Origin of the sequence: Microbulbifer discodermiae (assembly GCF_040742695.1) — a bacterium.
GTDB lineage: Bacteria > Pseudomonadota > Gammaproteobacteria > Pseudomonadales > Cellvibrionaceae > Microbulbifer.
The window spans coordinates 40,532-65,140 of sequence record NZ_JBFLAB010000023.1 but is presented as its reverse complement, the minus strand read 5'-3'; the positions used below and the strand labels follow the sequence as shown (position 1 = coordinate 65,140).

Annotated in this window: 25 protein-coding genes; 16 read left to right on the top strand and 9 right to left on the bottom strand. The window is 60.7% G+C overall.

Features of this window, described 5'->3' with window-relative positions; genetic code table 11:
- Window positions 1-37: 37 nt before the first annotated feature.
- Genes AB1S50_RS10340 through AB1S50_RS10320 form a run of 5 tightly spaced genes read right to left on the bottom strand, consistent with a single transcriptional unit; the run spans window position 38 to window position 5,423 of the window.
- Window positions 38-1,042: a D-alanine--D-alanine ligase gene (locus AB1S50_RS10340; protein ID WP_367150560.1), complete on the bottom strand. Its 1,005-nt coding sequence runs from the start codon at window positions 1,040-1,042 to the stop codon at window positions 38-40.
- Between the two features lie 36 nt (window positions 1,043-1,078).
- Window positions 1,079-1,933 (bottom strand): penicillin-insensitive murein endopeptidase, encoded by an 855-nt coding sequence (gene mepA / locus AB1S50_RS10335; RefSeq protein WP_367150559.1) that lies wholly within the window; start codon window positions 1,931-1,933, stop codon window positions 1,079-1,081.
- A gap of 51 nt (window positions 1,934-1,984) precedes the next feature.
- On the bottom strand, window positions 1,985-3,073 hold the full coding sequence (gene hisC / locus AB1S50_RS10330; protein WP_367150558.1) for a histidinol-phosphate transaminase: 1,089 nt from the start codon (window positions 3,071-3,073) through the stop codon (window positions 1,985-1,987).
- A complete protein-coding gene (locus AB1S50_RS10325) occupies window positions 3,070-4,149 on the bottom strand; it encodes an FHA domain-containing protein (RefSeq protein ID WP_367150557.1) in 1,080 nt (359 codons plus the stop codon). The genes hisC and AB1S50_RS10325 overlap by 4 nt, the downstream gene beginning before the upstream one ends.
- Window positions 4,140-5,423 (bottom strand): S1C family serine protease, encoded by a 1,284-nt coding sequence (locus AB1S50_RS10320; protein ID WP_367150556.1) that lies wholly within the window; start codon window positions 5,421-5,423, stop codon window positions 4,140-4,142. The genes AB1S50_RS10325 and AB1S50_RS10320 overlap by 10 nt, the downstream gene beginning before the upstream one ends.
- Window positions 5,424-5,787: 364 nt before the next feature.
- Here AB1S50_RS10320 and AB1S50_RS10315 point away from each other — a divergent pair, with 364 nt between their 5' ends.
- On the top strand, window positions 5,788-6,561 hold the full coding sequence (locus AB1S50_RS10315; RefSeq protein WP_367150555.1) for an AfsR/SARP family transcriptional regulator: 774 nt from the start codon (window positions 5,788-5,790) through the stop codon (window positions 6,559-6,561).
- Between the two features lie 6 nt (window positions 6,562-6,567).
- Here the strand turns inward: AB1S50_RS10315 and AB1S50_RS10310 are convergent, their stop codons facing one another.
- Window positions 6,568-6,792 (bottom strand): hypothetical protein, encoded by a 225-nt coding sequence (locus AB1S50_RS10310; RefSeq protein WP_367150554.1) that lies wholly within the window; start codon window positions 6,790-6,792, stop codon window positions 6,568-6,570.
- A gap of 397 nt (window positions 6,793-7,189) precedes the next feature.
- Here AB1S50_RS10310 and AB1S50_RS10305 point away from each other — a divergent pair, with 397 nt between their 5' ends.
- The 7 genes from AB1S50_RS10305 (at window position 7,190) to AB1S50_RS10275 (ending at window position 14,577) form a co-directional block, all read left to right on the top strand.
- Window positions 7,190-8,044: a hypothetical protein gene (locus AB1S50_RS10305; protein WP_367150553.1), complete on the top strand. Its 855-nt coding sequence runs from the start codon at window positions 7,190-7,192 to the stop codon at window positions 8,042-8,044.
- A gap of 28 nt (window positions 8,045-8,072) precedes the next feature.
- A complete protein-coding gene (locus AB1S50_RS10300; protein WP_367150552.1) occupies window positions 8,073-8,588 on the top strand; it encodes a hypothetical protein in 516 nt (171 codons plus the stop codon).
- A 105-nt stretch (window positions 8,589-8,693) separates the two neighbouring features.
- A complete protein-coding gene (locus AB1S50_RS10295) occupies window positions 8,694-9,302 on the top strand; it encodes a hypothetical protein (protein ID WP_367150551.1) in 609 nt (202 codons plus the stop codon).
- Window positions 9,303-9,390: 88 nt separating this feature from the next.
- Complete coding sequence (locus AB1S50_RS10290) at window positions 9,391-10,044, top strand: hypothetical protein (RefSeq protein WP_367150550.1); 654 nt, start codon at window positions 9,391-9,393, stop codon at window positions 10,042-10,044.
- On the top strand, window positions 10,045-12,396 hold the full coding sequence (locus tag AB1S50_RS10285) for a S8 family serine peptidase (protein ID WP_367150549.1): 2,352 nt from the start codon (window positions 10,045-10,047) through the stop codon (window positions 12,394-12,396).
- Window positions 12,393-13,580: an esterase/lipase family protein gene (locus AB1S50_RS10280; RefSeq protein WP_367150548.1), complete on the top strand. Its 1,188-nt coding sequence runs from the start codon at window positions 12,393-12,395 to the stop codon at window positions 13,578-13,580. Before AB1S50_RS10285 ends, AB1S50_RS10280 begins: the two co-directional genes overlap by 4 nt.
- Before the next feature lie 82 nt (window positions 13,581-13,662).
- Window positions 13,663-14,577: a hypothetical protein gene (locus AB1S50_RS10275; protein ID WP_367150547.1), complete on the top strand. Its 915-nt coding sequence runs from the start codon at window positions 13,663-13,665 to the stop codon at window positions 14,575-14,577.
- A 53-nt stretch (window positions 14,578-14,630) separates the two neighbouring features.
- Here AB1S50_RS10275 and AB1S50_RS10270 read toward each other — a convergent pair whose 3' ends face one another.
- Window positions 14,631-14,945: a DUF6471 domain-containing protein gene (locus AB1S50_RS10270; protein WP_367150546.1), complete on the bottom strand. Its 315-nt coding sequence runs from the start codon at window positions 14,943-14,945 to the stop codon at window positions 14,631-14,633.
- A 149-nt stretch (window positions 14,946-15,094) separates the two neighbouring features.
- Here AB1S50_RS10270 and AB1S50_RS10265 point away from each other — a divergent pair, with 149 nt between their 5' ends.
- The 7 genes from AB1S50_RS10265 to AB1S50_RS10235 are packed head-to-tail and all read left to right on the top strand — an operon-like array spanning window position 15,095 to window position 20,128.
- Window positions 15,095-15,499, top strand: a complete 405-nt coding sequence (locus tag AB1S50_RS10265; RefSeq protein ID WP_367150545.1) for a DUF2170 family protein — start codon at window positions 15,095-15,097, stop codon at window positions 15,497-15,499.
- The gene (locus AB1S50_RS10260) at window positions 15,496-16,191 is read left to right on the top strand and encodes a PspA/IM30 family protein (RefSeq protein ID WP_367150544.1); all 696 of its coding nucleotides are present in this window, start codon (window positions 15,496-15,498) and stop codon (window positions 16,189-16,191) included. The genes AB1S50_RS10265 and AB1S50_RS10260 overlap by 4 nt, the downstream gene beginning before the upstream one ends.
- Window positions 16,192-16,207: 16 nt before the next feature.
- Window positions 16,208-17,266 carry a potassium channel family protein gene (locus tag AB1S50_RS10255; RefSeq protein WP_367150543.1) on the top strand — a complete coding sequence of 353 codons (1,059 nt, stop codon included), beginning with the start codon at window positions 16,208-16,210 and terminating at the stop codon, window positions 17,264-17,266.
- Window positions 17,251-17,904: a YjfK family protein gene (locus AB1S50_RS10250; RefSeq protein ID WP_367150542.1), complete on the top strand. Its 654-nt coding sequence runs from the start codon at window positions 17,251-17,253 to the stop codon at window positions 17,902-17,904. The genes AB1S50_RS10255 and AB1S50_RS10250 overlap by 16 nt, the downstream gene beginning before the upstream one ends.
- Before the next feature lie 15 nt (window positions 17,905-17,919).
- Window positions 17,920-18,336 (top strand): DUF350 domain-containing protein, encoded by a 417-nt coding sequence (locus AB1S50_RS10245; protein WP_367150541.1) that lies wholly within the window; start codon window positions 17,920-17,922, stop codon window positions 18,334-18,336.
- Between the two features lie 13 nt (window positions 18,337-18,349).
- The gene (locus tag AB1S50_RS10240; RefSeq protein ID WP_367150539.1) at window positions 18,350-18,958 is read left to right on the top strand and encodes a DUF1190 domain-containing protein; all 609 of its coding nucleotides are present in this window, start codon (window positions 18,350-18,352) and stop codon (window positions 18,956-18,958) included.
- Between the two features lie 3 nt (window positions 18,959-18,961).
- Window positions 18,962-20,128 (top strand): glutathionylspermidine synthase family protein, encoded by a 1,167-nt coding sequence (locus AB1S50_RS10235; protein WP_367150537.1) that lies wholly within the window; start codon window positions 18,962-18,964, stop codon window positions 20,126-20,128.
- A 57-nt stretch (window positions 20,129-20,185) separates the two neighbouring features.
- On the opposite strand, the gene AB1S50_RS10230 is transcribed toward AB1S50_RS10235, so the two are convergent.
- On the bottom strand, window positions 20,186-20,554 hold the full coding sequence (locus AB1S50_RS10230) for a YbaN family protein (RefSeq protein WP_367150536.1): 369 nt from the start codon (window positions 20,552-20,554) through the stop codon (window positions 20,186-20,188).
- 629 nt (window positions 20,555-21,183) lie between these two features.
- Between AB1S50_RS10230 and AB1S50_RS10225 the strand changes: the two genes are divergently transcribed.
- Window positions 21,184-22,890, top strand: coding sequence for a hypothetical protein (locus AB1S50_RS10225; protein WP_367150535.1), 1,707 nt, complete (start codon window positions 21,184-21,186; stop codon window positions 22,888-22,890).
- A 267-nt stretch (window positions 22,891-23,157) separates the two neighbouring features.
- Here the strand turns inward: AB1S50_RS10225 and AB1S50_RS10220 are convergent, their stop codons facing one another.
- Complete coding sequence (locus AB1S50_RS10220) at window positions 23,158-23,715, bottom strand: SRPBCC family protein (RefSeq protein WP_367150533.1); 558 nt, start codon at window positions 23,713-23,715, stop codon at window positions 23,158-23,160.
- Window positions 23,716-24,609 lie beyond the last annotated feature (894 nt).

Below are 24,609 nucleotides of genomic sequence, written 5' to 3'. Positions count from 1 at the left end.
AGCCCGCCCCATGTCCGCGGGATTGTCGATACCGGGTTCAGCTGTGTGCGGAAGCGGTGGCCCGGCGAATCAGGCTGGCCAAATAGTGGGAAAAAGAGTGGCCCATATTGGCCAGCATTTTCGGGAACATGGAAATAGGTGTCATGCCCGGAAAGGTGTTCACTTCATTGAGGTAGATATCCCCCTCGTCGGTGAGGAAGAAGTCAATCCGCGACAGATCTTTCAGGTGCAGGCCGAGGAAGGCGCGTCGGGACGCTTCCCGCACCCAGCCCAACTGGGCGTCGCTGAGTCCCTCGGCCTCCACAAAGGTGGAGGCGCGGCTGTGTTCCCCGTATTTTTCCTCGTAGTTGTAGAAGGTATCCGCGGGTGCGCGGACCTCGCCGGGTGGGGTGATAATCAGTTCGCCGTCATAGTCGTAGGTGGCCACTTCCAGTTCCCGCCCGGTCAGGCACTTCTCCACCAATACATAGGGTGACAGCTGGAAGGCCTGTTCCACGGCGTGTTGCAATGCATCGGCGTCGGCGGCCCGGTAGCAGCCTACGGAAGAGCCCTGGTTGGACGCTTTGACGAATACCGCGCCCCACTCCCGCAGGGCCATGCCGGCCTTGGCGAACTCCTCCGGCTCATTGGCGAACAGGAACTGGTAAGGCGTATTGTCGATACCCAGTGCCCGCAGCCACAGCTTGGTGCTCACCTTGTTGAAGCAGAATTTGCTGGCCTCCGGCCCGCAACCAAAATAGGGGATGCCGAGAATATCCAGTTCCGATTGCAGGTCGCCGGTCTCGCCGGGATAGCCGTGAATGGCTGGGATCACATAGTGCACCGGCCAGTTGTGGCCCGGCTCTCTGTGCAGGGAGCGGTCCGGCCCCAGTTGGCAGACATTGCCGTCCGCATCCATTAGCTGGCCATTGGCGCTCATTTCTGCACGAGTCACTGCGATATCCGCGACTTCCTCCAACTGGCGCTGGATAAAGTCCGCTGTGCGCAGTGACACCTCGTGCTCGCTGCCACCGCCGCCGCAAATAAGCAGGGTATTGATCATGCCGTTTTTGTCCTTGTCTTTCCGACGCGGTGAACTTCAGCGCGCCTCCAGTACACGGGTGCATTGCGCGGGCAATTCCGGTTTGCGCTGCGGCTCCCCGAGTGGCACCTCACCGCGCAGAATAGCGAGGGCTTCGTCGCTAAACCACCAGTCCAGATCCTTGCCACAGGCTGCGTCGCGCACCGGTCGCTGGGGCTTGCAGCTATTGTCGCCCGGTGGGCAGGCTAGGCGCACATGGAAATGGTAGTTGTGTCCCCACCAGGGGCGCACCTTGCGCAGCCAGTCATTGTCATCCCCGGCCAGGTCGCACATTTTGCGCTTGATGGCCGGGTGCACAAAGATGCGCTCCACACGCTCGTCCCCGGCTGCCAGGCGCAGTATCTGCGGTACCCGGGGGTCCCAGTTTTCCTCGATCAGCGCGTGCTGCTTTTCGTCCGCCAGGGGAATGGCGGAGATATTGTCGCGCTCCCACCGACTCAGGGGACGCTGTTTGGCGCGCCAGTCCTGTGAATACCAGATATCGACGTCGAGCCCCATCTGGTGACTGCGGTGGCCGGAAGAGAAGGGACCGCCGCGGGCCATGGAGATATCGCCAATCTGCAGCCGCCCCAGGCCGCGCCGCGCCACGGCGCGGGAAAACTGCTGCAGGAATGCCACTGTCTGCGGATGGGCAAAATAGCGATGGCGGCCGGTGCGCACCAGTTGGAAACCCTCGCCCCGCATGGGCATCGGCTGGGCACCCGCCAGGCAGCCGTTGGTATAGGTGCCGATACTGGCGGGGGGCTGGGCGCTGGGATCCTCTATCTCCTGCCAGGGGTTATCTGCGGCCCGGGCCGCGGCACACAGGGTTGCGAAAGCCAGCCAAAATACTTTCGGCAATCTGCTGAACATTAACTCCCCCACTGCTGACCTCTGAGTGGACCAAGAGCGCGCCCGCCGGTTTCAGCGCACCGTTGAATTCTGGTGTGTGGCGATAATTTCCCTGCACGCCTCCAGCAGCTGCGCCATCTCAGTGTCTGTGCCGATGGAGATGCGCAGGTATTGGTTGATTCGCGCCCGATTGAAGTACCGAACCAGAATACCGCGCCGGCGCAATTCGGTGTACAGCTGCCCGGCCTCCATGGTACCCGGTCGCGCCAGGACAAAATTCGCTTTAGAGGGCACCACCTCGAAATCCAGGGCGGTCAGGGCTTCGGTGACACTGTCCCGGGTGGCGATCACTTTTGCGCAATTCTCCTCCAGCCAGCGGTGGTCCGCGATGGCCGCGGCGCCGACCCGCTGGGCCACACCGTCCACCGGATAGGAGTTGAAACTGTTCTTGGTTCTCTGCAGCCCTTCGATCAGGTGCGCCTGCCCCACAGCATAGCCCAGCCGCAATCCCGCCAAGGCGTGGGATTTGGACAGGGTGCGGATTACCAGCAGGTTGGGATGGCGGTCGACCAGGCACACGGCGCTGTCACCACCGAAATCGATGTAGGCTTCATCGACCGCCACCACCCTTTCCGGCTGCAGCCGCAGCAGTTGCTCTATGTCTTCCAGTGGCAGTTGGCGACCGGTGGGGGCATTGGGGTTTGGCAGTATCACACCCGCCGCTTCGCCGGCGTAATCCTGTACTGAGATGGAGAAATCCGCCCGCAATGCCGGGGTGCGAAAATCGATGTCGTAGAGCTGGCAGTAAACCGGGTAGAAGCTGTAGGTAATATCCGGGAACAGCAGTGCCTGGTCGCGGCGAAAAAAACTGTAGAAAGTGTGTGCCAGCACCTCGTCGGAACCGTTGCCGACGAACACCTGGTTCGTTGCTACATTGTGCTGCGCGGCGATGACGCTGCACAATTCGCTCGACTCCGGATCCGGGTAGCGGCGCAGCGCCCGGTGCAGTGCCGGATCACTCAGTGCCGCCAGCGCCTGCGGCGATGGCGGATAGGGATTTTCATTGGTGTTGAGTTTGATCAGCCGCTGGGCACGCGGTTGTTCCCCGGGGACATAGGGCTCCAGTTGCGCCAGTGCGGGGCTCCAGAAAGGGCTGCTCATGGTGCCGCCCCGGCGACGTGGTTTGGCGCTGCCCGGCGGGCGCTGTCGCCTGTCCCAGCTTCCGCCTCGTCACTTTGATCGGAAGGCGGCTCCTGCTCCCGTTCTTCAACGGGGATATCGAACAGTGTCCGGGTCCCGGCGATAAACGGCTGCAGCGGCTCCGGCTTGCGCCAGAGCAGCGACTTATATTTGATTTCGGTGGAAATCTGCGGCACACGGTGGAACTTGCTCAGGCTGGTGATCTGCTCGGACAGGCCCAGGCCGAGAAATCCCAGCGGCAGTACCAGGGCCACACCCAGGCGCCAGCGGGGCGATATATTGGTGGCCAGGTAGCAGGCGCACCACAGCATGGTGGGCAGTAATACCGCCAGTACGGCAAAATTCAGCAGTGGCAGCGCCAGCCGGCCCAATGCGTAGTTGTAATCCAGCAGGCTGCCGAACCACTCCCACAGGGTGTAGAGGAGTGCGCCCAGCGCGGCGATGGTGAGGTGGGTAAAGAACTGCGAATCGTGGCGCACCACGCGACCGATAAATGCCCAGGCGGCAGCGTACAACAGAATGCCCAGCAGGGTGCCGGCCACCAGGTTGAGGGCCAGGGTCCACTCGTAGGCGCGCGCGTATCCCAGGTAGCTCAACAGCAGGGCGGAGCCGCCCATCGCCAGCAGAAGGGCGATGGCAACCATGGGGTTGGACAGCTGGTGCAGAATATTTTCCAGCGAGTGCACCGGCACCGCCGGCGGCAGGGGGGTGTTGCTGTCGATCAGACGCAGATGGGTCTTGCCCACTTGAATCTCGTCACCGGACTCGATCACCCGCTCGTTTTCTATCTGGTGATAGCTGACCGGGCGGCCGCGGCTGTTGCGCAGCAGCTGTATACCGTTGACGCTATCCAGGTCCCGCAGGTGATAGCGGCCGTTTTCATCGCGCAAAATTTCCACGTGGGCGGTATCCGCGTGCAGGTCCTCGATAATGGCATCGTTCTGGTAGCCGCGGCCGAGGGTGAAACGATCCCCCTCCATGCGATAACGGGCCCGCACCCGGTTGGCGCGGTTCAATTCTTCGATGATCAGTGCCATTGGATTTCGCTCGTAAATTTCTCACTAAACGCTGCGGCGGACTCCTGGGTAAAGCCGGACAGGGTAAAGTGACTGACCAGCGCGCGGTCTTTCTGGTCGACACTGAGGCTCAGGTAGAAGACGTCGAACAAATCCGGGAACTGCTTGTAGCGGCGCACACAGTAGCTGGTGCGGGCGATAATAGGATCGGCATCGCTATCGCCGTTCTCACCGCGGGGCTGGGAGGTGAATAGCTGGCGACAGTTAAAATTGGTCACATCCTCCTCGCCCGCATCGTTGCCCGGTGCGAAACTGCTCATCTGCTGCTCGTAATCCGCATAGAAGCGCGCCGGGTTCAGGTCATCTGCCTGCAGCCAGAAAAACTCGTATTCCACCCGGCCGGTGTTGAAGTCCTCAGAGAGGAAAATCACATCCTTGCCGGTGCAGCCTTTGTCGATGCGCTTGATGGTGCTTTCGTCATCTTCCTGGGTGTTGCCCCAGCAGTGGATGGGCGGGACTATCTCGCCCACCACCATGGCGTCACCCAGGGGCAGCAACTGCCATTTGGCGCCCAGAATCCGGTCGATGATGTCCTGCTGGTTTTTCAGCAACTGCTGACGGGTGACGGTGTGCAGGTCCAGTTCATTACCTTCCCGGCCGTAGTGTTTCGCCAGTCTGGCCAGCTTTTCCACCGGTACCAGGAAACTCAGCTGATTGCCCGCGGTGGCCACGTTGATACCCACCACCTGGCCCCCGGAATTGATCGCCGGACCGCCGCTCATGCCGGGATTGATGGACCCGGAGAAATGAATACGGTCGTAAAAGCTGCCACCGGCGATACCGTTGTAGGTGCCGGGAATCAGGGTCATCCCCAGGTCCAGCGGGTTGCCAAGGGCGAAAATGGTCTCGCCCTTTTGCGGGGTTTTCTGCGCCAGGCCCAGGTGCTTGGCGCCCGGCTTGTCCATACGCAGCAGGGCCAGGTCGTTGACCACATCTATATCCAGCAGCGTCAGGGCGCCCAGGGTGCCGTCAGTGCTGAGGTATTCCAGCCGGTACTTTTCTGGGTCGTTCACGGTTCCCGCGACCACATGGTAATTGGTGGCGATGAGACCGTCGGGGGAAATCTGGAAGCCGGAGCCCAGGCCGGCCTTGGAATTAGAGGCTTTTTCGATCAGGCGGACCTGATACAGGCTGCCGCGGTATTTGCTGTAGAGGTTTTCGTAGCTCTGCGCCGCGGCGAGACCGGAAGTACAGCAGAACAGCAGGGCTAGCAGGCGCGCGCAAATGGTCGGCATCGTATGTGATCAAACTCAGGGCACAGGGTCGGGCATGTTACGGGATAAAGCATAGTGCAACAATCCCGGCGCCCCGCGGGCCGGCAGGATTTCCGTGACCGGAGTTCCAGAATGGCCGAACAGACCCTGGAAGGCGCGTATTTACAGGGCCTGTGTCTGTCCCTGTGACCGGGTGTAATAGGCTGTGCCGGCCTGTAATCGACGCTGGGTGGCGAAGGCGCTAAGGTGGCCGGCCTTTAAAGCAAGAATTATAAACGACAACTGTCATTGATCCCGCCGCAGGCTGGCGGTGGGCTTTGCGTATCAGTCAGGGCACTGGCGGAGTTGCCGGCCCGATGCGCCATTTAGCAGTGGAGATTCCGCATTGAAAAGCGATGCGCACGTCGCGCTGATCAGTACCCAGGGCAGCGGAGGGGTGATTTACCGCCTGCGCGAATTGCCGCCATTTACCACCCGCAGATCTTTCCAGCTGTTGGTCTACCTGGTGTACAACCGGGGGGTTGTCTTCCCGCGCGAGCGCCTGGCGTCGCTATTCTGGCCACAGATCCAGCCGAGCCTGACCCGGCGGCGTCTGAGGACCGAAATCTGGCGGGTAAAGCAGTACTTCGATAAACACCTGTTCGACCTGTCCCCATATACAGTGAACGGCAAAAACGAGTTCGGCCTGACCGAGGAAGTTCCGGTACGCCTGGACATGCATCCGCTGCTGGAGATGGACCGGCGGCTCCGCGACGGCCAGCCGCTGCCGGACGAACCGGAGCAGGGCTGGCTGTTGCACCACTGCAACAGGGATTTTCTGCCCTATGTCTACGCCCCCTGGGCCGAGGGAATCCGGGAGCAGCTAAGGCAGAGATACCGCAACTGCATGGAGTCCCTGTACCAGTGGCACAAGCGGGATGGGCGCTGGCGCAGCGCGCTCGACTATGCCCGGGCGATACTGGAACTGGATGAGCTGGACGAACACATACACTACGAAGTGATGCTGTGTTATTTGCGCTGCAATATGCGCTCCCGGGCTATCCGGCAGTACACCGAGTGCCGCAGAAGGCTCAACCAGGAGCTGGGCCTCACCCCGGTCCCGGTGATTGAAGACCTGTACCGGGAAATTTTGCGCAGTGATGCCCGCTCAGTTGGCTAGGGCTTTTTAACCGTTTGCTGAAAAAGCCTTCCTTGCCTTTTCCTGCCCATGTTTGCGGCGCATATCCGCAAAACCTCCAGGACAAATCAAGCGGTGACAGGCTTGATGTACGGCCTGAATATCCCTGTTCGCGACAGCTGCCTTTATTAGTCCCGGCAGTTCACTAGCAGGTTGTTGAAAAAGGCATCTTGCCTTTTTCAACACACGAAAAGCGAAAAATGTGATTTTCACTTTTCTCCCAAAATCAACGACTTAGGCGTCGCCGATTTTGCCGGAACATCCATATTCCGGTAGCAGGCATCGAAATTCTTCGAATTTCAACAGCCTGCTAGACGATCCCCCGGCGATTGGGTCGCCGCCCTTGAAAATCTGCCCATTTATCTGCAATCAATTGTTTTTCAAGGATTTGCACCGGGCTAATTAGCTTACCCCTCACTCCACAGCCCCCTTTATCCCCTTGTTTTCCCATTTCCCGCGAGTGTCCCGCCCAGGGCCGGCCGGCGAATGACCGGGACATATTTGTGACGCCAGCGGGGCGAAACTGCAGCGGTGCCGAAACTGCATTGCGACTTCACTGTGTTGCGCCGGGAGTAAATTGTCCCGCAATTACTTGGTAGGGAGCATGGCCATGTCGACTGCAGGGCAATGGCGCTGGATGGAGACGGATTATCCGGCCACTCGGCGCGCCATGGGGCGGGACAGAAAGATTGTCAGTGACCGCGAGCTGGAGCAGCAGCTGGCCGAGTTGTTCCCGGGCGCAGCGCCGGAGGACGTGGAGGACTTTATGCGCAGCCTGCAGCGGTTTGGCCGCCAGGCCGCGCCCTACGCTGTGCGCGCATTGTCCGGTGCCGTTCAGGGTGGATTGGCCGGCGCTGTTGGCGGCGTTCCCGGCATTGTGGCGGGTGCGGTTCTCGGTGGAGCGGCCGGCGCCCTGACCACCCCCAGGGGTGGGGCGGCTCGCCAGGCCCCGACACAGGCGCCCCCGACACAGGTACCCCGGACACCAGCGCCGCCGTTACAACAAGTACCCCGGCATGCGCCGGCGCCGCAGACCCGGACACCCCACAGTCCGCCCCCGGGGCAGATGTCCCCACAGCTGCTGGGCGGTCCCGGCCCTTTTGGTGCCGCGCCCGCGCCGCCCACCGCAGCTGCCCAGCCAGCGGGAGCGCAGCAAGCGCTGCAACAACTGCTGCTTCTGCTGTCGCGCCCGGAAACCCAGCTGTCCCTGCTGGGCTTGTTGATGGGGCGCAATCACGTCTCGCTGGGCGCCAGCCGGGTACCCGCGATTGCGTTCGCCAGCGCCATTGCCGAGCTGGCGGGCGAGGTGGCGGCTGGCGATCTGCCCGCCGCCGACCAGTCCTTTTTCCTGGATGACACTGGAGAACCGCGCTGCGATCTCGCCGATCCGGCACAGAGGACGCAATTGTTGATTCGGGAAGTCTACCAGGCGGCACAGAGGCAGGCGGCCGAGACCGGCCATTAACCGCGCAATGACAGGAGCAACAGACACTATGCAGTATTCAACCGCACCAGACCCCACTGCCGCGGACCCGCAGCCGGCCCCAATAGACATGGCCGCCCTGATCGGACTGCTGGATCAGAACCGCCGCCAGGCACTGTCGGACATAGTCGCTACGCCCCAGGGCAGGGGTGTGATCGACAAACTGCTCGGCCTGCTCAACCTGTCTCCGGGCAACCGGCGGTTGGCGGACAGCTGGCTGGAGATTCTGGCGAACGCAGAGGAAGACGAGGAGCCCGGCTATTTGATCGAGTCCCCGCCCGACGACGAGGACCTGCAGCGGGAACTGGCGGATTTGCGCAACGTCAACGACAACCTCGCCGCCGCCCTGGGTGCCTGTGCGGACTGTTGGGGTGCCGATCCAGACTGTGAATTTTGCGACGGCCACGGCGAGGCGGGTTGTTACCAGCCGGACCGGCGGTTGTTTCGGGAATTGGTGGCGCCGGCTGTAAAGCGGGTGGGTGCCAACAAGGCGAGGCAGCTGCGCCTCGCTCACGCCGGGCGCTAGGGCCAACTCAGTTAATGCGAACTGGCCCTGGTTGGCAACAGGCTTTTGCACTTGGAATCCGGAGCTTGCTGCGTCATGGCTCCCCAATTTTTTAGAGGAAACATTATGAATCAGGAACTGCTTGACAGCGCGCTGGAGGCGGACGCCGAAGTATCGGATCTGTATCCGGAATCATTCGACTACGAGATGGATGAGGAGGAAGAGCTGGACGATATCTTCGAGGCATTGATGGAAGATGATGACGAGGATTTCGACGACGATGAAGACGACGATTTTTCCGAGCGTCGCCGTCGCCGCCGCCGCCGTCGCTCGCGCAAGAAAGGCTACCGCACGGATCCGCGCGTCAAGCGGGACCTTGTCGCCCTCAAGCGCAAGAACCGCCACCAGGACAAACTGATCTATCAGAACCGGAGACGCTCGCTGCAAAACCGCAAGCGCTCCCTTGCCAATGCCAGAGTCAACCGGGTTCAAAACAAGCGGTTGGGGCAGTTGCACCGGCAGCAAAAGCTCGACGGAGCACTGGAAATTGCCCGCAGTATCTCCGCCGCCGACAACGGCCTGGATATCGATCTGGTGCAGCTGTTCCAGGGTGCGGTCAAGTCCGGCATGTTCGGCGACTTGAGCGGCGCCCTTGGCAATCCGGCGCTGATGGGTGGCATAGCGCTGTTGCTGAACAACCGGCAATTGCTCGGTGGGCTGGTAAAAGGCAGCTAAAAGCCCGGCTTAACAGCGCGGGAACGGCGCACCCGGTTGTTGCTGGCCGGGTGAATGGCCGTGCACTTTTCAACAGGGAAATTCGGTTATGAAAATCAATATTCCACTGAATGTGGATTCGGACACAAATGGGTGCGAGGCCGCCCACCGCGGGGCCAGGTTGCGTCTGCCACTGGGGTTGTCCCGATCGAAACTGGGGCTCGTCGAGCCGAGCCGCCTGCAGTCGCGGACTTTGCGCGCTATAGCGGCCGCCGTCAGCGTATTGAATCCGGCCAAGGCGCTGGAGATTTCCCAGCAGGCGGAGGAGAGTCCGGAAGATGTTGTCGGCGCCACCCTGGAGGGCGCGGCACTGGAAAAACTGAAACAACTTTCCAGCGCCATCGCAACGGCGGAGACTGAACTCGCCGACCTGCCGGTGCCGGGCGAAGTGGTGAGGGTCGCGGCGCGGGCGGTGGACGCAGACGCGCGGCTGGTGGGCGTGGCCATGGCGCGGATTCGCGGCGAGGGTAAGGACAAGCTGGACAGCCAGATGTACTCCGCGGCCCTCAACTGGGTGGCGGCCATCGACTTTCAGTTGTTGCGCAAGGCACCGCGGGAAGGAGTGCGGGAGCGCCTGATCAATCTGGTGCCGGAGGCCCCGGACAGCGACGCCGAGCTCGAGAGCCGCGTCGAACAACTGGAAACGGCGCTACAGAAGCTGCGGGAGGAATGTGCCAGGTCTGAAAAGGCCAAGGCAAAGTAAGTGAGCGAACCCATGACAGGGGCCGCCGACCGGGACCCAGCGCTTGCCGAAGCCATCGCCGACAGCGGTGAAGGCGAGTTGGCGTTGGTGGCGCAACTGGCGGAGAACTGGGAGCTGCCGGCCGGGTTTCTCGGTCGCGCCCGTATCGTCAGCCGCTTTGGCGACATCGCCACTCTGCGGGTGAAGCGGGAAGGGCTCGAAGCCCTGCTGGCCCTGCCGGAGGTGAGCTGGGCCGAGATATCCCGCCCGGTGATCGAGCAGCGGCCCCCGGACTGGCCGCAAGAGGACACGCAGGAGCCAGCCGGCGGCGGCGATCTGCGCCGCCCCGAAGGACTGACTTACGGCGGCCGGGGGGTGGTTGTCGGTGTACTGGACTGGGGGGTGGATTTTACTTCCCCGGCGTTTCGCGACGAGTCGGGGCAAACGCGCCTGCTCGCCCTGTGGGATCAGCGTCACCGCCCCGCCGCCAGTGCTTCAGCCAGCCCCGGGGCGCCGGCAAACCGCTGGGGCTATGGGCGTATTTTCTCCCGCCAGGCCATCGACGAGGCCCTGAACGGCGAAGACCCCTTCGCACAGCTGGACTATCACCCCGGCGATGCCGACTCCCGCGGTCGCGGCGGGCGCTGGCGCGGCAGCCACGGTACCCATGTGCTCGATATCGCCGCCGGCAACGGCCGCGGCGGCGGACCCGGCGGGGTGGCGCCGGAGGCGGAGCTGGTATTCGTGCATTTATCGCGCACAGCGGACGTACTGGGCACACAAAACCTGGGTGATTCCGCCTCGCTGCTGGAGGCCATCGACTTCGTTCAGACCCTGGCCGGGGATCGCCCCTTTGTGATTAACATGAGTGTCGGTGCCCACGGTGGACCCCACGACGGCAGCACCCTGGTGGAGCGGGGTATCGACCGGGCCGTGTGGATGAGGGATGGCCGGGCCATCGTCAACAGTGCGGGCAACTACTTCGCCGCGCGGGCACACGCCTCCGCGCGCCTGAGCCAGGACGGAGAACACTGGCTGGACTTTCAGGTGCCGCACCACGACCACTCCAGCAGCGAGGTGGAGATTTACTACGCTGCGGGTGACAGTTTCAGCGCCGAAATCTATGCCCCCGGGGACAGGTTGCTGGCGCGGGTGCTGCCGGGCCGGGAGGCCTCCCTGGAGCTGGAGGGCAGCCGTGTCGGGCGCGTCTACCACCGGGCGCGGTCCCGGGCCAACGGCGACCGGCATATCGATTTGTTTATCCACCGCTTCGCCCCCGGGGGCCACTGGAAGATCCGGCTGGTGGGTGACGCTGTGACCGACGGGCGCTTCCACGCCTGGATAGAGCGGGAAAAGGGCCCGCGACCGCGTTTTCTCGCCGACGACCGCACCGGCACCCACACCACCGGCACACTCTGCAACGGGCTCTACTCCATTACCGTGGGGGCCTTCGATGCCCACCGGGAATCCCGCCCCATGGGCCATTTTTCAAGCGCCGGGCCCACCCGCGACGGACGCCCCAAGCCGGAGGTCACCGCTCCCGGCGTGGGTATTCTGGCTGCGCAATCGACTCCGCCGGGGGAGGCGCCCGGCCTGCGCAACACCCGCAAGAGCGGCACCAGTATGGCAGCGCCCCATGTGGCCGGCACTATTGCCCTGATGTTCGAGGCCGCCGCGCGACCCCTCCCGATCACCGAGACCCGGGCCCTGTTGTTTGCCTCTCTGGCGCGGCCGGAGGGCGATCAGCTGACTGGCCCGGCGGAAATCCACCGCCTCGGTTTTGGCCGGCTCGATGTGGCGGCGGCGGTGGCTGCCGCGGAGCAGCGGCGCCGCGCGGACGGCTCTGAACAGGCTTCGCCCGAGGCCTCGGTGGACCCGGGCTGGCAGAGGGAAGTCAGTGACCTGCTGGAAGCGGCACCCGGGTCGGGCCAGGGGTCGGGGAGCCATGGGCAGCTGCTCAGCGCCTGGCAACAGATACCCGAACGCCACCCCCAGATCGATTCAGAGAGTCTGCTGCTGGATGTAGCCGAACTGATTCTGCGACAACTGCGGCGCAGCGACGATCAGAGTGAAGCCCACGCGGATGCGCAGCGCCCGCGGCTGCTGCCGCGCAGCGGCCTGCCGCGGGCCGGCGATGTGCTGTTGCGCCGGCGCCCTGCCGAGGGCATCCACTACGCGGGCCTGATCACATCCCTGCACAGCGCCGGGGACAGGGGCGAACTGTTGCTGGACCTGGTGGAGGTGCCCTATCCCGGCGCGGGGGTGCGCCGGGCGCAGCGGCGTTATTCCACCGGAGCCAGAGTCAAGGGTGACGCAATATTCCACCTATCCGCGGCCGACGGATGGGTTAACCATGAGGAGATACAGGGATGACCACGCCTGTGATCATAGTGCCGGGGATACTCGGCACAAGGCTGGTGAACAGCACCGGTCGCTCTATTTGGGATCCGGATGAAGGGTGGACCTTCGACAATGGCCGCGGCCTGCTGCAACTGCGGGATATGCGCAATGCGGCCAGGCCTAACCCCAGGGCGAAACCGGCGGTGGAGCGGCTGCTGCGTCACCGCGGGGTGGTCAATGGCGGCAACCTGGTATGGGACCGGGGTTACGGCAACCTGGTGACCGCACTGTCGGGCCCCCGGTTCGCCGCCACCTGTGGCGGCAGGGTAAAACTCTATTGCGCCGGCTATGACTGGCGCCAGTCCAATATCGACTCGGCCCGCCGGCTGCGCCTGGTGGTGGAGCGGGCTTTGCGCGAGACAGGGGCGCGGCGGGTGGTGCTGGTGGCGCACAGCATGGGGGGACTGGTGTCGAGGCTCTTCTGCCGTTTCTCCCGCATCGGCGGGCGGCCCGGCAGCGATGTGGTCGCCCGCCTGATCCTGCTGGGCAGCCCTGTGCACGGTGCTTCCAAGGCCTATCGGGTACTGCGCCAGTCACTGGTGGAGGCCGACAGCAGTGAACTGCTGTCGGATATCCAGCTGGACGAAACCACCGAGGGTGCGGTGGGGGCCTTCGCCGGCCGCGCCCTGGCGAGCCTGGCGCGCCGTATTCCCTCGGCCTACGAGCTGCTGCCGACGCGGGCATTTTGCAGTGCCAACCCCGGCTGGCTGCAGTTCGACCACCGCAGGGCCGGTCTCACCAACGCGGCAGATCCGGCGCGGGTGTATCGCAATCGTGTCACGGGTATCGACGGGGACCCGGCCCTGCTGCGTATGCGCGACGGTCTGGACCGGGGGCTGGGCAGCTATGTGCCGGCCCAGTCCGTGGTTTTGTACTCCAGCCAGCTGCCCACCGAAACCCATTTTCGCATCGATCGCAGCGGCAATTTGCGCCGTCACGGTTCGGCGGTCGCCAACCGCGGTGACGGCACAGTGCCGGTGTTTTCCGGCAGTGCCGCCGCCAGCCGCACTTCGTCCCTGGTGCGCGAGGATCTGCGCAGTGTGGATCACGGCGGCCTGGCCAATAGCCCCGCTGCCATCGCCCGTATTCAACACTACCTGGCCGCACTTTGCCGGCCGGCGGCTGCCCCCGAGGTCAGCCGGGCCATCGGGTTTTGACCTGTCGGGGATGCGGCGCGACCACCAAATAGGGTGTCCGCCGGCCCCGGCCGGTCGGGTCGATCAGATTGAGGAAACAACCATGTCCGAGTCCAGTATTTGTGCCAATTGCGCAGCCCACACAGGGCCGGCGCAGGCCCACGCGGGCTTTCCGCCCGCCGCCCTGGAAACCGAAGACCTGCTGTGGCCGCAGGGGGAAGAAATCCTGGAGGAGGTGGATGACGCTGAGACGGTGCTGTGGCCGATTCCGGGCATCAACCGCTGTAGTTTCCGCGAACAGCAGCCGGGCCGGGACGGGGTCGGGCCCTATCATATCAACACCCACATCGCATTTTTCCGCCCGCCGGCCGGGTTCGATCTCAACACCGCCTGCGACCGTCTCTTCAGGCGGTTTCCCGCAGTTTTTTCCCCGGGCAACCTGGCGCGGGCTGAATTTTCCAACTGTCGCTTTAACGGCAAGCGGACGGTGAAGTTCACCCTGAATGAATTCGTCGGCAACCTGCGCGACGACTGGGTGGCGATGGACAAAAAACGCTACAACTTCGTCGCCACCACCCTGGAGCGGCAGTGGTACGAGCTGCTGGAAGCCGCGGCACACAGCGGCAGTGTGGTCGGCGCGCCGGGTATCGGCACCCTGTTCGGCCGCATAGCGGTGGATATCAATCGCCGCCACTTCCTCGCCGGCCGGCGCTCCTGGACACTGGGGCGCCTGCCCAACGGCCTGTACTTCGTGGAAACAGCCGCCTTTGAACGCTATTCCCACCAGGCATTTATGGCTATGGAGGGGCCGGCGGGAATGCGCAGCAAGATCCTGGAGATCTGGACCAATCTGCTGCGCAACTATGTCCACTCGGTGGGCGGGCACCTGGACGCCTATCTGCCGGCGGGTTACCGCCACCACCGCGGTGTCTGCCACCGCGAGTCCCAAAGCAGTAATCCCCGCGCCCTGCGGGGCGGCTGGTTCGCCCGGGTGCTGCGCCGTCACCCGGGGCTCTGAGGCCAGTCGGTGAGGGGGTTCACTGTGGTCATTGCATCTTGCGTGAGCAGGCGCTAACTTCCCGTTGATCCGGGGCTGCGCTCCCGGTCCTGTAGTTCCCGCGCCTGTTTGAGGATTTCCGCCATGGCACTGTCCTCCACCGATAGGGTATCGATGATGGCCGCCAGCAGATCCGCCGAAAACATGCACTTGCTCACTTTGCTGCGCAGGTTTTCCGTCGTGATTGCGATGCCTTTCCCGGCCAGGGCCAGGGCCAGATCCCCATAGCGCATACCCCGCAGGGCCATAGAGGCACGCACATAGCGCGCTATGGCCTGTTTGTATGGAGCCAGTGCCTGTCGGTTGTCGAGGCTTTGCTTGTGGTCCATAGGCGCTACTCCATTACGACTGATGCTGCAAATGGGGAAAATACTATCTTTATGTGTATTATTTGCAACATAAATTTGAAATAAGTTATTGACCGGCATTTTTTCGATGCGATATATTGTGACCAATATTCCACAGTGAGGGAGTTTAAATGACCTGGAACAATGACAATCTGCGCCAGTTGGCGGAAAACCATCCTGGCTGGGTGGTGGAGCCCGAGGGGGACTGCCTCAGCATCTCCAACGATGAGGGCATCGATGCCTTCATCTATGTGGGCGAACAGCAGATAGTGGTGGAGAGCATCCTGTTTGCCGTCGATCAGGTGGAGGATGTGGCGGCACTCAATGAGATGGTCTTGCAGACGCACCAGCTGGTGCCCCTGACGGCCATCGCCATCAGGAATATCGGCGGCGAGAAGTATTACGTTGCCTTCGGTGCTCTGTCCGTTTCCAGCCGGGACCAGGTGGTGATCGAGGAGATAGAGACCCTGTTTTCCAATGTGGGGGATTTTCTCGACTTGTACGCGGATCATTTTGAAATGGAGGGTGTGGCATGAGCCTGAGTAAAATCTGGACCGCTCTGAAGGGTGCCGTCAACGAAGGGGCGGAAGCAGTGGCGGACAGCCAGTCCATTCGTATCCTGGACCAGGAACTGCGCGAGGCGAAAAGCGAATTGAAAGCCTGTGACGAGAATCTGACCAAGATTATGGCCAAGCGCAAGCTGGTCGAGAACAAAGTGAAGTCGCTGCAGACGGACATCGATACCTACAGTGCGCACGCCATCAGCGCCAGCGAGAAGGGCGACAACAACCTGGCCCTGGAGTGTGCCGAGCGGGTCACCGAACTGGAGACCCAGCTGGAAACGGAAAAAAGCCTGTTGGAGGGTTTCCTCAACTCCGAGCGCTCACTGAAAGCCAATATTGCCAAGGCCAAGACCAATGTGCGCCGCATGGAGCAGCAGATCGACCAGATCAAGGCTACGGAATCGGTGCAGAAGGCGCAGGTGGCGGTGTCCTCCCGCCATATGGGGGCCAACAGCAGGGTCAAGACCGCCCTGGACAGTCTCGACCGCATCAAGGACCGGCAGCAGCAGCGCGCCGCAGAACTGGAGGCGGCGGAGGAGCTGGCCTCGGAAGAGAGTGGCTCCAGCCTGGATGCCAGGCTCAAGGCCGCGGGTATCCAGCCCGGTGGCCAGGTAAGCGGTAGCGACAAACTGGCGCAGCTGCTGGCAAGTCGCGAAAAAGCTTAGGATGCTGTTATATCGAGTGCGACGCCTTCTGGCGTCGCTTTTTATTAAGGCCAGTGCCAGTACCGTGATCTTCGCGGTGGCCGGCTATGTGGCGAGCTGTTACCTGTTGCTGAGTGCCGTGGGGGAAAGCGACCTGACCGCTCCCGGCAATTTTATCTACTGGCTGGTGGTCACCGCCTCCACAGTAGGTTACGGCGATCTCTCACCGGTGACGCCGGCGGGCAAGCTGGTGGTGGTGGCCTGGGTGATACCCCTCGGCCTGAGTCTCTTTGCCATGGTAATTACCCAGGTGGGCTTCGCGGTGTCGGAGTTTGCGCAGCGGGGAAAGAGAGGTTTGCGTATGACAGATCACAAGAATCACACGGTTATTATCGGCTGGAATGGCACGCGAACCCTGCGCCTGATCGAGCTGTTGCGGTCCAAAACCAACGGCGCCGCAGCGGAGATAGTGCTGTGCGTGGAAGCCGATATCGAAAACCCCATGCCCGGCAAAATCGACTTTGTGCGGGTGGAATCCTTTTCCCACATAGAGGGGATGCAGCGCGCCGGGCTGGCCGATGCGGCGCGCATTATCATCGACAACCCCCTCGACGACGTCACCCTGACCACCGCCCTGTTCTGCGACAAACTGAGTCCCCGCAGCCACAAGACCGCCTATTTCCAGGATGAAAATGTGGGCGAATTACTGCGCGCCCACTGTCCCAATATCGAGTGTATTCCCTCGGTAGCGGTGGAGCTGCTGGCCAAATCCTCCCTGGACCCGGGCTCCGCCCGTTTGCACCGGCAGCTGCTGGACAGCACTTACGGCATGACCCAGTACAGTGTGGAGTACCGCGGCGAGGAGCCGCTGCCGATTGCCGCCCTGTTCGATCGTTTCAAACGGGATCTGTCCGCCACGCTGATCGCCGTGCGCCGTCCGGACCAAGTGAAGATCGACGTAAACCCTGCGCTGACTGCGAGGGTGGGCAAAGGGGACATGCTGTATTACATTGCCGCCCAGAGGCTGGATGAAAAACAGTGTTTTGACATAAAAACCCAGGTAGAGGAAGGTGTTGGTCAATGTTTACCGGACTGATCGACAAGCTGAAGGGAAAGCGGACGGCAGCGGTGAAAACGCCGGAAATCATGGGGTTGCGCCTGGGGGCCAGCTTCGAACTGGACCCCCTCGCCATTCGCCTGATACTGGACGAACTCACCATCGAGTCCTGTTCCCCCACACAGATCATCCGCGCCGCCGGCCTGGTGGAGCTGGACGGAACCTGGGTTTACCGCTTCTATACCGACGACGATGCCTGGCTGCAGGTGGTGGCGGAAGGTGGCCAAACTGACGAGCATGTGGTGGACGTAAAACTGTTTCACTTCTACGACACCCTGGACGTCGCCGGCCAGCAGGCCTGGGACCGGCTGTTGCAGCGCGAGATAGGCGCCGCCAGCTATAGCCTGCGGGAGAGGACCTACGGCCGGGTCTGGACTTCCGCCGGCGATTATCACAACCCGGTGCACATGGCGGAGAAAACCTATGACGGGGAAGGGGAGCATTCGCTTACGGACCAGTTCACCATGCTGTTCGAAAGGCCCCTGTCCGACCAGCGCACCGAATCCCTGTTTCTCTCCGCCGAAGAGAAGCGGGAGCAGGCCGGATATCTGAGCCGCAGCCTGGTGATCAGCACCGGCATCACCCTGACCCCTTCACAGCTGACTATTCACGGATAACAAGGAGAAAACCCAATGGACCAGCCCTATGATTTACTGACTGGTATCCTGCATTTTGGTGCTTATTTTGGCCTGTCACTGGTATTTTTGATCGCGTTTAAATTTCTCTACGCACTGGTGACGCCCCACGACGAGTGGAAACTGATCCGCGAGGACAGGAATGTGGCGGCCGCCATCGGGTTTGGCGGGGCCGTGCTGGGTTTTGCCATCGCCGTCGCCGGCGCCGCCAGCAATTCGGTTTCCCTGGTCGACTTCGCCACCTGGGCGCTGGTGGCACTGGTGGCGCAGCTGCTCGCCTTTGCCATTATCCGCTTCGTCTTTATGCCGCGCATCGTCGAGCGAATCGAGGACGGCGAGCTGAGCGCGGGTGTCATGCTGGCCGCCACTACCATTTCCGTCGGTGTGCTCAACGCCGCCTGTATGAGTTACTAACCGGAGAGTGGCCATGAAACGTACCGGATATATCGACCTGGCCAGGATGCGCAAGGACAGGGGGGCAAATTTTGTGTTGCGCCCCCTGGTGATCGGCGTGGCCGCCGCACTGATGGGCTGTTCTGCGGACGAAGAGGTAAAGGTGGTCTCCTCGGTGCAGGACTGTGTGGACAACACCAGCCTGGATCAGGCCAAGTGTGAGGCCGCCTACCAGCGCGCCCTGGCGGAGGCGGAGCGCACCGGGCCCAAGTACGCCAATTTGTCCCAGTGTGAATCCGAGTTTGGCAACTGCAGGGAAACCGGCAGCGGTGTCTGGATGCCCCTGATGACCGGCTTTATGGTGGCCTCGCTGCTGGACAGCGACAGACGCCACTATTCCGGCTATTACAACCCAGTTTATCGCTACTCCGGCTCCCGCTACCGGGACCGGCTGATGACCGCCGACGGTCAGGTGATCGGCCGCTATGGCAAAACCAGCTATACCGTCGACAAGAGCGCAACCCAGCCCAAACCCAAGGTCACCAGGACCGTTTCCCGCGGCGGCTTTGGCGCCGTGGCCTCCGCCAAGTCCAACTGGGGCGGTGGTCGCTCCGGTGGCCGTTCCGGTGGTTGGGGCGGCTGAATAGTGCTGCGCTTGCCGATTGGGGAGCGCCCGCGCTGGCAGGAGCGGGCGCGGGAGTTCGGTTTCCATTTCCATACCATGTACGGCCAGCCCTACTGGGATGAAAGCGCCTATTACCAGTTTTCCCTGGAGCAGATAGAGCGGGACATCGAGGACCCTACCGAGGAAATTCACCAGATGTGCCTGGAGGTGGTGACACAGGTGCTGGAGGACGAGGCACTGCTGCAGCGCTTCTGTATTCCCGCACAGTACTGGGATTTTGTGCGCGATTCCTGGCACAACGGCGACCCCAGCCTCTATTCCCGCCTCGACTTCGCCTATTCGGGGCAGGGCCCCGCAAAGCTGTATGAAAATAACGCCGACACCCCCACCAGCCTGTACGAAACGGGTTTCTGGCAGTGGCTGTGGCTGCAGGACAATGTGGATCGGCGCGCACTGCCGCTGCAGGCGGACCAGTTCAACAGCCTGCAGGAAAAGCTGGTCAACCGCCTGCGGGATCTGCAGTTCCTGACCCCCGGCCGGGAGTTGCACTTCGCCTGCTGCAGGGACACGGAGGAGGATCGCGGGACTGTCCAGTATCTGCAGGACTGTGCCGACCAGGCGGGTATCGCCAACCATTTTGTTTTTATCGAGGACATAGGCCGGGATGCCCAGGGCCGGTTCAGCGACTTGCGCGATCAGGTGATCACCTGGATGTTCAAGCTGTACCCCTGGGAATTTATGTTTCGCGAGGAGTTCGGCGCCCTGTTGCCTAACAGCCAGGTGCGCTGGCTGGAGCCGCCGTGGAAAGCGATTCTGTCCAACAAGGCGCTGCTGCCCATGCTTTGGAAGCGGTTTCCCGGCCACCCCAACCTGCTGCCGTCGTTTTTCGAGGACGAGCTGCACTTGGCCGGCGATTTTTCCGAGCTGGTGAAAAAGCCGGTTTTCTCCCGGGAGGGAGCCAATATTTCCATAGTGCGCGGGGGCGAAGTACAACCGCTGTCCGACGGGCCCTACGGTCAGGAGGGCTATGTGTATCAGGGTATGCACCCGCTGCCGAAGTTCGGCGACAACTACACCCTGGTGGGCAGCTGGCTGGTGGATGACAGGGCCGCTGGTATCTCCATCCGCGAGGACCGCGCTCTGGTGACCCAGGATATGAGCCGCTATCTCCCGCATATTATTCTTTAGCAGTTTGTTGCAAAGGTGTTTTTGCAACAGGCTGTCGCCCTTTAATCAAAGGTTCCTTTACTTGTCAGAGTCGGGCTCCGGCCTGCTGACCAGGTAGCCGGCCACCGCCACAAACAGCAGGGCTATGCCCGCCAGCACCCAGGCGTTTTCCAGGCGGTGATAAAGGATTGTCCAGCTGACCACCAGCATGATGACCGCCAGCAGTTTGGCACCTCTGGAGATGGCACCCTGCTGTTCCCAGTCGATCAGCAGTTTGCCCAGATGGGGGTGCGCATAGAGCCAGCGATGCAGTCGCTCCGAGCCCTTGGCGGCAAACCAGGCGGTTAACAGCAGAAAGGGCACTGTCGGCAGGCCGGGAACCAGAATCCCCACCAGCGCCAGGGCCAGGAAAAGGTAGGCTAGGATCAGTGCCAGGAAACGGCGCATCTCGGCATTCCAGTGGGTGGAGTCCTTTGAACCGCCGCGGCGATCCGGGTCGGTATCGCCGGGGTGGTGTAAACAGGCCCCGGGGTGTCAGATATTAAAGACCACTGTCGCCAATGAGTGTGTTTTCGGGTAAATCCAACCACCCCCCGGTGTTAGACCGCCCCGATTTACGCCAGGCAGCCTGATTGGCGTTATGGGAATTCAGCGCATCGGACCATGCTAACACGCTATATGATTGGCCGCACCCGGGATGTCCAACCCCCAGCCATAGTTAAGGTTGCTCCTTCCCCCAGGGTAGCGTATCAAGTTCAGGCGTAAGATTGTGACAGGGGTCACCGCAATTGCTTGAATTGATTAGCTGAAAGGGCTCACTAAAGCTGTGATACTCCCGCAGTCGTGTTCCAGCGGATTTTCCATAGCTGGAAATTTTGGATTTAAAGTCTGTTTTAAATTCCCTTTTATATAAACCTGCAACGATCATTGGTCGTAAAGGCACAGGTATTCAGTGCTTTTCAATCTATTTGCCCGGCAATTAAATAAGCTGGCTGGTGAATAATCGTCCGGCAGGAAGCGATAAATAGAAGCTACAGATAGAAATTTGGGATTTTTTTGTTTTTTTGAGGTTTTCAATGCATAGAACAGCAACCATTCGGTTGACCAGTCGATTGATCAGTTTTGTAACAGTTCTACTTGTTGCCAACAGTGCGGCAGCCTTCACGCAAATAGGCGGCGGTGGCACTATTCCAATGGGCCATGAGTGGCTGACGCGAACCTCCGCGCTGGAACTCCTGAACGCGGAACACATTATTGCGGCCGACCCCAATGATCCACGCTCCGGCTGGAGTCAGGGGCTGGCCAAAAACACGGACTTGCAGCTGGCTCAGAATGAGGTAACCCGGCTGACAGGCTTCCTGAACAGCAATACGCAGTTTGAGCCTCGCTACGATTACATCTATGCGGCCATTGTTGGTGAACGCTGGGTGGATACCGGGGGCTTCAATGTTGCCAAGGCGACGGTTGGTGGAATCGACTGCTTCAATGCTGTTGCGCAAGAACCGGCTGAGCTTCAGCGGGATCACTTTATGCGCCGTTACGACGATGTGGGGGGGGAAGGCGGTGTCGATGCGGCGATTCGCTCCCAGCAGCGGTTTGTCGCACACTTCGTCAACGCGGCGATGGCCGAGCAAAAAGATGCAAAAGTATGGGACGGCGGCGCCTATTCCGCACATGCCAATGTCGATCTCAACTATTTTTTGTTTGGCCGTGCGGTGCATGTTTTCCAGGATTCTTTCAGCCCGGAGCACACGGTGCGCCTGCCTGATGACAATTATGAGAAAATCCGCCAGGTCAAGGCGTACCTGTGCTCTGAAGGCACAGAGCAGCATACCCACGACGCGACAAAGGCGGTGAACTTTACCAGTGGTGATGTTATCTGGTATCCGGATACCCGGCTCGAGGCCGGTTGGGGTGCCTACAAAGTCAGCTCCATGAAACCAGTAGCCCTGGTTGCCATGGAGGCGAGCAAGGACTTATGGGCGGCTTTTGTCCGCACCATGGCAACCCCCTATGCGCAGCGGGAGAATGTGGCAACCCAGGAGGCTCAGACACTGGTGGACAACTGGCTGTCCTTCGATGAAGCGGAAATGCTGGGTTGGTATGAGGATGAATCCCATCGGGACGAGACCTATGTCCTTGCCCCGGAGCAGACGGGTCCTGGTATGACCCAGTATGAATGTATGCTTGGGCTCGGGGTGGAGTCTGGCAGCCAACCGGCACGAGTGGCGGAACTGGAACAACAGCGCCGCCAGTGCCTGTATAATATCGAGCCTGTGGATGGCTACAGCGACTTAAACGACCCCTATATGCAAATGCCATTCAATTGGCAGTGGAAGTCTCTGAGCTGGTTAAACACTCCCGCGAATTGGAGTATTCCTCAGCTGCCGGCGGATTCCGGCAATACCGTTGTGATCAGAAATTCTATCGATATGGAGCCATTGGTTGTCCGTGGCAGCCTGTCTAACAATGAAACCCTCTACTCAGAGAGTGGCATGGCGATTGAATTCATCGCGGTAGAAGCCAGTGATAAAACTTTCTTTCGCACAAAGAAGAATGCGGACTTGTTTTTAAGTTACGATACCTTTTCCGGCCGCGGGAAATTGTATAATTCCTCCAGTCAGGCCGGCTACGAGTTGAATCCGGCGGGTAACTTGTGGACCATCAAAAATACTTACTGGAACGACTATTTGTGGTTTTATTCCGGTAACCGCAGCCCCTATCTGACGGGTACAGGAGATCCCAATCTGTCCCACTCCCAGTGGATCGTCGAAGGCCTATAAATCTCTTAGCAGGTTGTTGAAAAAGGCATCCTGCCTGTTTCAAAACACGAAAAGCGAAAAATGTGATTTTCACTTTTCTTCCAAAATCAACGACTTAGGCGTCGTCGATTTTGCCGGAACATCCATATTCCGGTACCAGGCGTCGAAATTCTTCGAATTTCAACAGCCTGTTAGGGCTTAGCCCTGTGGTCGTTCAATCGGCGGCCACAAGGGCTGGGCAAGCCCGTCTGCGCAGCCCTGGCCTGTCCAGCTCCGGGGCTGCAGCTTTTACGGCTGGCTTTCCGCCAGCTGTTTCAGTTTAGCCAGAAACCTGTCCCTAAACGTCGCCTGGCGCTGGCTGGCGAAGTCAGCGGATACCCGCGTTGCCCGCTGGGGGTTTTCCGCCTCGTCAAACCAGTGGTAAATCCGGTTCATAAACAGGGAAACCAGGGTCTTGCCGTCGGATTCCGCAATGGAAATCATAGCGATGCCCTGTGACTGTTCCCCCCTGTCGGTATGGGGCAGATTGGCCAGCAGAATCATTTTGCGGGGAATTACCTTCACCACTTCAATAGTGACATCGCCATAGAGGTTCACCCGGTCACCTTCGGTCACCGGCTTGCTGTCTCCGCCCTCCACGGCCATCCAGGGCATCCACTGGCCCATGTGCAGCAGCTGTGGCCAGACACGGTCAGCGGGCTTGTCGATAGTGATTTCAAAATGGTCCGTATAGTAATAGGAATCGCCCAGGTCTGTTTCCAGGTCGTAAATCTGTGCCGCGGCGGAAGCCGAAACCAGGGAAAAAGCGATTGCGGAGATTATTCTCGGTAATTTTATTTTAAGCATTTTAACTACCCAATTTTTTTCTCTTATGATTCCGACAATTTATTGATAAACCCGGCAATTCAATCGAGGGGGGATTATCGAACGGATTGCAAGGTTAAACCATATTGACACTAATGGAGACAAAGTAAAGATACGCTGGCAAAGGATAGGCCGAATCCCCAATGAGTGATGTGGATAACTGGTACTTTTGTGCTGTCTTTGTGGTACCAACCGTAATGAACAGGGGGGTTGCATCGCATCCCACGGCGACTGATAGCTGTGTGTCTCTTTCCCCGGCACCGGCCAAGGACGGCCCGGCCCGTGGCCTGAGCATTGGCTGTAATAGCGTGTAATGACGTGTGATCGACCTGTAATCCCTGTCCCGGTAAATTGGTCCCCAGTGAGAGACGCGGTGTGTGCTCTCCAGCAGGATCCGACGGACCTACCGCCGTATTCCCAGTGAAGCGGCGCGGTACGGACCCCATTCGGCGCAAGCCGGATCACCGGACTGACGCGACAGCCACAGAGCCTACGCTTGTCGTGTTTCTTGGAAAGGTCTGGTGGGGGCAGGGATGCTCCTTTTCGCTCTTGATAGTGTTGTTGTAACCGTCGATGGTTGGGACCATCATTTACGGGCGGCGGTCAGGATAGCTGACCGCCGCTTTTTTTATTCATGTTTACCCCTTTGATCAATGTACTGCAGGCCAGTAAAAACGACGGCTAAGCTGCGCCGCCGCGGTATTGCATCCATCTATTCTGGATCAATTTCGGCTTCCGGTCCGGCTTTGATATCTGTCTGGGTCAGCATTTGCACTTCTCCTTTTTATCGTTGGTTAAAATCGCGGCGGACAAATTGCGTCGCCCTGGTGTTTTTCAGGCTTCCGGCGGATCGAGTTCGGCGTCGGGCCCGGCTTT

Coding starts and splice junctions, on each gene's coding strand:
- AB1S50_RS10340 (WP_367150560.1), bottom strand. CDS start 1,042: ATGATCAATACCCTGCTTATTTGCGGCGGCGGTGGCAGCGAGCACGAG.
- mepA (WP_367150559.1), bottom strand. CDS start 1,933: ATGTTCAGCAGATTGCCGAAAGTATTTTGGCTGGCTTTCGCAACCCTG.
- hisC (WP_367150558.1), bottom strand. CDS start 3,073: ATGAGCAGCCCTTTCTGGAGCCCCGCACTGGCGCAACTGGAGCCCTAT.
- AB1S50_RS10325 (WP_367150557.1), bottom strand. CDS start 4,149: ATGGCACTGATCATCGAAGAATTGAACCGCGCCAACCGGGTGCGGGCC.
- AB1S50_RS10320 (WP_367150556.1), bottom strand. CDS start 5,423: ATGCCGACCATTTGCGCGCGCCTGCTAGCCCTGCTGTTCTGCTGTACT.
- AB1S50_RS10305 (WP_367150553.1), top strand. CDS start 7,190: ATGTCGACTGCAGGGCAATGGCGCTGGATGGAGACGGATTATCCGGCC.
- AB1S50_RS10300 (WP_367150552.1), top strand. CDS start 8,073: ATGCAGTATTCAACCGCACCAGACCCCACTGCCGCGGACCCGCAGCCG.
- AB1S50_RS10295 (WP_367150551.1), top strand. CDS start 8,694: ATGAATCAGGAACTGCTTGACAGCGCGCTGGAGGCGGACGCCGAAGTA.
- AB1S50_RS10290 (WP_367150550.1), top strand. CDS start 9,391: ATGAAAATCAATATTCCACTGAATGTGGATTCGGACACAAATGGGTGC.
- AB1S50_RS10280 (WP_367150548.1), top strand. CDS start 12,393: ATGACCACGCCTGTGATCATAGTGCCGGGGATACTCGGCACAAGGCTG.
- AB1S50_RS10275 (WP_367150547.1), top strand. CDS start 13,663: ATGTCCGAGTCCAGTATTTGTGCCAATTGCGCAGCCCACACAGGGCCG.
- AB1S50_RS10270 (WP_367150546.1), bottom strand. CDS start 14,945: ATGGACCACAAGCAAAGCCTCGACAACCGACAGGCACTGGCTCCATAC.
- AB1S50_RS10265 (WP_367150545.1), top strand. CDS start 15,095: ATGACCTGGAACAATGACAATCTGCGCCAGTTGGCGGAAAACCATCCT.
- AB1S50_RS10260 (WP_367150544.1), top strand. CDS start 15,496: ATGAGCCTGAGTAAAATCTGGACCGCTCTGAAGGGTGCCGTCAACGAA.
- AB1S50_RS10250 (WP_367150542.1), top strand. CDS start 17,251: ATGTTTACCGGACTGATCGACAAGCTGAAGGGAAAGCGGACGGCAGCG.
- AB1S50_RS10245 (WP_367150541.1), top strand. CDS start 17,920: ATGGACCAGCCCTATGATTTACTGACTGGTATCCTGCATTTTGGTGCT.
- AB1S50_RS10240 (WP_367150539.1), top strand. CDS start 18,350: ATGAAACGTACCGGATATATCGACCTGGCCAGGATGCGCAAGGACAGG.
- AB1S50_RS10230 (WP_367150536.1), bottom strand. CDS start 20,554: ATGCGCCGTTTCCTGGCACTGATCCTAGCCTACCTTTTCCTGGCCCTG.
- AB1S50_RS10225 (WP_367150535.1), top strand. CDS start 21,184: ATGCATAGAACAGCAACCATTCGGTTGACCAGTCGATTGATCAGTTTT.
- AB1S50_RS10220 (WP_367150533.1), bottom strand. CDS start 23,715: ATGCTTAAAATAAAATTACCGAGAATAATCTCCGCAATCGCTTTTTCC.